This is a genomic window from Streptococcus saliviloxodontae (genome assembly GCF_016908655.1).
Classification (GTDB): domain Bacteria; phylum Bacillota; class Bacilli; order Lactobacillales; family Streptococcaceae; genus Streptococcus; species Streptococcus saliviloxodontae.
In genome coordinates, this window is record NZ_JAFBEI010000032.1 from 20553 (window position 1) to 27542 (window position 6990).

The window sequence follows — 6990 nt, forward strand, 5'->3', positions numbered from 1 at the left end:
TTTCCTACTTCTAATTTTTAAGTTATTCCTTTTTTTCTATTCTAACACCCTTTGATAAATAAAGCAAAATTTATTCAACTAAAAAGCTACCAAGCATCTGATTCAAATGCATTGATAGCCATTAAAACTAATCACTTCTTCAACAACTCACGCGCTTGACTTAAGGCTGCCTCGGTAACATTATCTCCTGCTAACATTTTAGCAATTTCTTGAACACGCTCATCCTCTGACAAGAGACGCACTCGTGAGACTGTCGAAGTCTCATTGCTCTCTTTAGAGATAAAAAACTGATAGTCCGCAATAGCGATCACTTGTGGAAGATGAGAGATAGCTAAGACCTGTCCGTGATTTCCAATCTTATGTATCTTCTGCGCGATAGCCTGTGCAACACGTCCTGAAACCCCTGTATCTACCTCATCAAAGACGATACTTGTCTTGTCCTCTTTACGTGAAAAAGCAGACTTGATAGCTAGCATCAATCTAGATAGTTCTCCTCCTGATGCCACCTTGACCAAAGGTTTGAAACCTTCACCCGGATTGGTTGAAATATAAAATTCAACCTGTTCATTTCCCTCTTTTCCAAACTTACTCTTTGTGAAGGTGACCTGAAAATCTGCCTTTTCCATATAAAGTTCGGTGAGTTCGGTTTTGATCTCTGTTTCCAATTGAATAGCAATCTGATGACGTGACTGACTAAGCTCTGTTGCAGCTGCGACTAACTGTCCTTCAAGCACCTTTAACTCACGTTCTAAACTATCTGACGTTTCTGAATTTCCTGTGAGAAGATGGTACTCTTTGGTGATATTATCAAAATAATCAAGCACATCATCCACAGTACCTCCATACTTACGGGTGATCGTGTTGATACTATCTAACCTAGCATCAATCTGCTGGAGACGACCAGCATCAAAATCCAAATCATCAATCACATCTCCCAAACGTTTGCTCAATTCTTCTAAAACATAGTAACTTTCTGACAAACTCTCTGACATGAGCTTGTACTCAGGATCGTACTCTTCTATCGCCATCAAGTCATTCATAGCTGAGCGAATATTGGCCAAACTAGAAAAATCTTCATTATCAAGCATAACATAAGCATTTGTTAGGGTATCTGCTATGTGTTTATGGTTGAGCAGTTTATCTCGTTCTTGATTTAAAGAATCATCTTCGCCAGACTTGAGTGCTACTGCTTCAATTTCTGCAATTTGATACTCCAACATATCAATGCGTGCACGGTGCTCTTGCTCATTTTGTTGTTTTTCAATGACCTGCTTACGCAAGCGTCGATAACTGTCAAAACACTTTTGATAGGACTCTTTGACTGACCAAAATGCCTTATCTCCAAATTTATCCAACATGCTAATGTGAAGAGATGGCTTCATTAACTCTTCTTGGTCATGCTGTCCGTGAATATCAACCAAGAACTGACCAACTGCTCTGAGGGTTGTCAAATTAACCATCTGACCGTTAATGCGACTGATTGAGCGCCCATTTTGAAAAATTTCACGACGAATAATCAATTCATCACCTAAGTCAATACCATTATCCTCTAGTAAGCTATCTAACTCAGGGTTTTCATCCACCGAGAAAAAGCCTTCAATCTCTGCCTTATTAGCTCCTGTTCGAATCACTTCGGTACTGGCACGAGCTCCCAGCATCATGTTCATGGCATCAATAATGATTGATTTACCTGCTCCAGTTTCTCCGGTAAGAACTGACATGCCATTTTCAAAATTAAGGGAAATTTCCTCAATAATAGCAAAATTCTTAATGGAAATCTCTAATAGCATTCTCTTCCTCCGCTTAACGTACAGCCTTTCGCCATTGCTCAAAATTCGTTCTTAAAATCTTAGCTGTCTCTTTTGTTTTAGCCACAATCAGTATGCTGTCATCATCTGAGATTAAGCTAAAGAGTTCCCCTTGAAAATCTTCTAAAATAAGACGTTTCAATAAACGGGTATTTCCAGGAACAACTGTCAAGCTAACCATGTGTTCCAATCCAGCAGCCTCTTCAGAGACTTCTAAAATATGATCACAGGCTTGTTGTAAGGGACTCATAAACTTGCGAGCTGTCTCTTTTGACAGACCGTAAATGTACTTTCCAGAATCGCTTGGTACTTTAATAATTCCGATTGTGTTGATATCACGCGAAATCGTTGCTTGTGTTGATTTTAAGCCGTAGTCTTCTAGTAACTGAACTAACTCATTTTGTGTCTCAATTTCATTTTCAAGAACAATCTTTCGAATTAATTCCAGACGCTCATTCTTCTTCATTCTTTTTAAATTCCTTGTGTGCTTTTTCTACAATATCTGTTATGTGATTGCTCACCAAATTTTGAGGGGCTTCTGTTTTTTCCAAGAGGGCTAAAAATTCCATATTGCCATGCCCTCCCTGAATAGGAGAAAAATCAAGCCCTCTAACTGTAAATCCGTAATCCACAGCAAAAGCTGTTACTTTTCTCAAAACAGCATCATGGACTGCCTTATCCTTAACAATCCCGTTTTTACCAATCTGATCTCGCCCTGCCTCAAACTGTGGCTTGACCAGAGCAACGACTTGACCGCCATCCTCCAAAATCTGGTAAAGAGCTGGTAAAATAAGATTAAGTGAAATAAAGCTAACATCGATGGAAGCAAAAGAAGGTACCCCTTCTGTGAAATCTGCTATCTCTGCATAACGAAAATTATACTGTTCCATAGAACGTACACGGGCATCTTGACGCAATTTCCAGACCAATTGGTTGGTACCCACATCAACCGCATAAACAAGAGCAGCTCCATTTTGTAACATAACATCAGTGAAACCACCTGTCGAAGCACCAATATCAATAGTGGTTTTACCTTCAACCGACAAATCAAAGACCGCTAAGGCTTTTTCCAGCTTAAGACCACCACGGCTGACATACTTAAGCTTTTCTCCTTTTAATTTCAACTCTGTTGCTTCGTCAATTTTTTCACCTGGTTTATCATAGCGTTCACCGTTGATCACGTTTACCACCAGGCCAGCCATAACACCGCGTTTAGCCTGCTCTCTTGTTTCAAAAAGTCCTTGTTTATAAGCAAGAACGTCTACTCTTTCTTTAGGCATGAAGTCTTAACCTTTCTATGATTGTTAGGATTTTATCAGCTTGGAAGCCATTCTCTTTAGCAAGTTTTTGGAAAATAGCTGTCGCCTGATTGAGACTGTCATCTAGAACAGCGTATGATTGTTCTAAGCCTAACAAAGCTGGATAAGTAGACTTTTCAGCTCGAATATCTTTCTGAGGTGTTTTTCCCAACTCCTCAAAACTAGCTGTCACATCTAAAATATCATCACGAACTTGAAAAGCGTGTCCCACTAACATTCCTGCTACAGAGAGGTTGTCACGCACTTGCTCTCCTTGTTCCGCGATGATTGCTGCGGCGCAAAAAGGATAAGCTAAAAGTTTTCCCGTCTTATTGGTATGAATAGCTGCTAATTGCACCAAATCTAGGTGCTGATCCTCACCTTTCATATCCAGCATTTGTCCTCCTACCATACCAAAGGTGCCTGAAGAGGATGAAAGAAGTTGGACCAACTGCACAATGACACCTGCTGGTAAATCTGCTCTCGCTAACAAGTCGAAGGGATCAAGAAATAGAGAATCACCAGCTAGAATTGCTGTCGCTTCATCAAATTTCTTGTGATTGGTCAGACGTCCTCTTCGATAGTCATCGTTGTCCATCGCAGGTAAGTCATCATGAATCAGACTGCCTGTATGAATCATCTCCAAGGCAGCTGCTACCTCATAATGGCTATCAGTCAGGGATAAACCAAAGCCTTCTAAAAGGTCTAATAAAATCAAAGGACGAATACGCTTACCACCTGAATCCACCGAATAAAGGATAGCATCAATCAAATCTTGTGACACTACTTGATACGTTTCTGTATAGTAGCGACGAATAGCCGCATCAATCTTAGCTAACTTATCCATTAAGCATCCATTTCTTTTTCACTACCGTCAGCTTGCATGACATTGACCAGGGTCTTTTCAGCTGATGCAAGAGTTTTCTGCAATTCTTTTGAAAGCAGCATCCCTTTTTGAAATTCTGCTAAAGCCTCCTCCAAAGCGACTTCTCCTGTTTCTAATTTAGAAACAATGGCTTCTAATTCTTGCAAGTTTTCTTCAAACGTTTTGTTATCTGACATTTTTTACTTCAACCTCCACATGACCATCTTTTAATTCAATATCTAAAAGGTCACCTTTTTGGACATCTCTATAAGAAGAGATGACCTGATTTTCTTTTGTTATCATGGCATAGCCTCGTGCAATAATACGACTGGTATCCAAAGAAAGTAGCGTTTCCTGAGCTTTTTCAAAGCGTGCTAATGTCGTATCATAGATGTTTGCCATATTTGATTTGAGTAAGCGTTCCTGTATCTGCAATCGGTCATGGTAACGCTCTAATTGCCCCAAAAGATCAACCGCATGCAAACGGTGATTTAGCAAATCGTAACCTTGCTTCACTTGACCTAACTGACTTGTCATAAAGCTATTCAATCGCTGCGTTAAATAGTCAACCTTCTGCACGTGCCCATCATATAGGCGTTCTGGTTGTCTAAAAATCACACTGTTGCTCAATTTAGATAAACGTTCCGTCTGCAGCTGAACACGACGGTTGGCCGCTTGATAGAGGCGACTTTGTCTCTCTGAAATCCAGGAGATGAGATCCGTCTTGGTTACTGGTGTCGCAAGCTCAGCAGCAGCTGTTGGCGTCGCTGCTCTGCGATCTGCCACAAAATCTGCCAAGGTCGTATCCGTCTCATGCCCAATACTGGAAATGACTGGCAGACGACTTTCAAAAATCGCCTGTACCACTTCTTCCTCATTAAAAGCCCAGAGATCCTCAATAGAGCCACCACCACGCCCCACAATCAATAGATCTAGATCCTCACGCTGATTGGCGAGAGCAATATTAGCGGCAACTTCCTGAGCAGCTCCCTCACCCTGAACCTTGGTTGGAAAGAGCAAAATCGCCACACCTGGAAAACGACGACTAACTGTGGTGATAATATCTCGGATAACCGCTCCGCTAGGACTGGTAATGACACCAATTTTTCGAACAAATTGAGGAATAGGCTGTTTGTGACGCTCCTCAAAATAACCTGCCTCAGTCAGCTTTTTCTTGAGTTGCTCAAATTGCACTGCCAAAGCTCCGATACCATCTGGCTCTGCTTTTTCAATAATAATGGAATAAGAGCCACCAGGTTCATAGATCTGAATGCGACCCACTACATTGATTTTCATGCCTTCTTCCAAGTCAAAGCCTAGCTTTTTAAAAGCTCCAGCCCACATGGTTGCTTGAATAACAGCACCCTCATCCTTAAGGGAAAAATACTGGTGGTTTGGTCTGCGACGATAATTGGAAACCTGACCTGTCAAATAAACCCTCTCCAAGTAAGGGTCTCGGTCAAACTTCATTTTCAAATACTTGGTCAAACTGGTGACCGACAAATAATCTGACAAGCTAGGACATCCTTTCTATTTGTCTATGATTTCCATTATACCAAAAAATGCTATAAACTCGAGATTAAAATGTCTGATTTAGTCACGTCATAAATATGCTATAATAGACAACACAATCTCATTTAGAAAACAGGGAGTTTTATGATTGGTTTAGGAACACTTATCAACACATTAGCCATTTTAGCCGGTGGCATACTCGGTAGCCTCTTTGGACATGTCATCAAGCCAAGGGTTCAAGAAGGTCTCTTAAAAGCTTCTGGATTAGCCGTCCTCTTTATTGGGATAGCTGGTGCCATGCCAGGACTTCTATCCCTTAACAATCAAACCCTAACCAGCGGCAATAGCATGCTCATCGTCATTTCCCTAACCTTAGGGACACTTATTGGAGAAGTCCTCAACATCGAACAAGCCTTTGAAAATCTAGGCGAGTGGCTCAAGGAAAAAACTGGCAATGCCAAGGACAGCCAGTTCATCACTGCCTTTGTGACCGCTTCTTTGACCGTCTGCATCGGTGCCATGGCAATCGTCGGAGCTATCAACGACGGTATTCTAGGAGATTATACCATCCTTGCGACAAAGAGTGTTCTGGACTTCATCATCATTTTGGTCATGGCAAGCAGTCTTGGCAAAGGGGCAACCTTTTCAGCCCTACCAGTCCTTCTATTTGAGGGAGCCATCACTGTCTTAGCTAAACTCATTCAGCCCTTGATGACCACTGCCGCTCTAGCCAACATTTCTCTGATTGGCTCTCTTCTCATCTTCTGTGTCGGTGTTAATCTCATTTGGGGCAAAAAAATCAGCGTTGCTAATATGCTACCAGCCATTCTCATCGCCGTTTTGGCATCTTATACCTAAAAAGCAAGGAAGATACTATTCCTTGCTTTTTAACATACCGTCACTTCTCGTCCTGTTTTCGCTCTCCTGTCACAAACATGGTAAAGCTAGCTGTCGCCAACTGCTCCTGCTTTTGATTGTGAATACTAACCTGAACAATCTTAGTCGTTCGTCCGTTGTGCAGGCATTTCCCTTCCACAGTCAAGCGATCTCCCAGATGACCTGCCTTGAGGTAATTGATGTTGGACTGCAAGGTCACTGCTTCATAACCTGTTGAAATAGCCACTAAACCACTCACTTGATCACAGAGAGTAAACAAATAACCACCATGAGCATTGCCATAATAATTGAGCGAATGCTCAGTCACATCAGTCGTTAATAATACATGACCATCACCCATCTTCTCTAGACTGTAATTCTCAAAAACCCTAATTTCATCCAACTGGAACTCTGCCATACCATACCTTCTTTCTATTACTTCTATTATACACCTTTCACAGAAAAATAAGCTCTCCTAGCGACTAAAACAACTATCAGCTATCATCAGATTTTATTCTATAAATCTCTCATTTCTAACCACGACAAACGCATGAAAGATTTTTAGAGTGAAAATAAAGCTTTCTGCAATTCAAAGTTCAGGTATTTCAAAAAAATCTAAAATACTTTGAAC

Annotated in this window: 8 protein-coding genes; 1 reads left to right on the forward strand and 7 read right to left on the reverse strand. The window is 41.1% G+C overall.

What is annotated here, in order from left to right; genetic code table 11:
- Window positions 1-131: 131 nt before the first annotated feature.
- Genes recN through xseA form a run of 6 tightly spaced genes read right to left on the reverse strand, consistent with a single transcriptional unit; the run spans window position 132 to window position 5486 of the window.
- Window positions 132-1790 (reverse strand): DNA repair protein RecN, encoded by a 1659-nt coding sequence (gene recN, locus JOC31_RS07620; RefSeq protein ID WP_205017565.1) that lies wholly within the window; start codon window positions 1788-1790, stop codon window positions 132-134.
- A gap of 13 nt (window positions 1791-1803) precedes the next feature.
- Window positions 1804-2274, reverse strand: coding sequence for an arginine repressor (locus JOC31_RS07625; RefSeq protein WP_205017566.1), 471 nt, complete (start codon window positions 2272-2274; stop codon window positions 1804-1806).
- Window positions 2261-3088, reverse strand: coding sequence for a TlyA family RNA methyltransferase (locus JOC31_RS07630; protein WP_205017567.1), 828 nt, complete (start codon window positions 3086-3088; stop codon window positions 2261-2263). The genes JOC31_RS07625 and JOC31_RS07630 overlap by 14 nt, the downstream gene beginning before the upstream one ends.
- Window positions 3081-3953 carry a polyprenyl synthetase family protein gene (locus tag JOC31_RS07635; protein WP_205017568.1) on the reverse strand — a complete coding sequence of 291 codons (873 nt, stop codon included), beginning with the start codon at window positions 3951-3953 and terminating at the stop codon, window positions 3081-3083. The genes JOC31_RS07630 and JOC31_RS07635 overlap by 8 nt, the downstream gene beginning before the upstream one ends.
- The gene (locus JOC31_RS07640; RefSeq protein ID WP_205017569.1) at window positions 3953-4168 is read right to left on the reverse strand and encodes an exodeoxyribonuclease VII small subunit; all 216 of its coding nucleotides are present in this window, start codon (window positions 4166-4168) and stop codon (window positions 3953-3955) included. The genes JOC31_RS07635 and JOC31_RS07640 overlap by 1 nt, the downstream gene beginning before the upstream one ends.
- On the reverse strand, window positions 4158-5486 hold the full coding sequence (xseA, locus tag JOC31_RS07645; protein ID WP_205017570.1) for an exodeoxyribonuclease VII large subunit: 1329 nt from the start codon (window positions 5484-5486) through the stop codon (window positions 4158-4160). Before xseA ends, JOC31_RS07640 begins: the two co-directional genes overlap by 11 nt.
- 141 nt (window positions 5487-5627) lie before the next feature.
- On the opposite strand from xseA, the gene JOC31_RS07650 reads away from it, so the two are divergent.
- On the forward strand, window positions 5628-6341 hold the full coding sequence (locus tag JOC31_RS07650) for a DUF554 domain-containing protein (protein WP_205017571.1): 714 nt from the start codon (window positions 5628-5630) through the stop codon (window positions 6339-6341).
- Between the two features lie 40 nt (window positions 6342-6381).
- Here the strand turns inward: JOC31_RS07650 and JOC31_RS07655 are convergent, their stop codons facing one another.
- On the reverse strand, window positions 6382-6777 hold the full coding sequence (locus JOC31_RS07655) for a PaaI family thioesterase (protein ID WP_205017572.1): 396 nt from the start codon (window positions 6775-6777) through the stop codon (window positions 6382-6384).
- Window positions 6778-6990 lie beyond the last annotated feature (213 nt).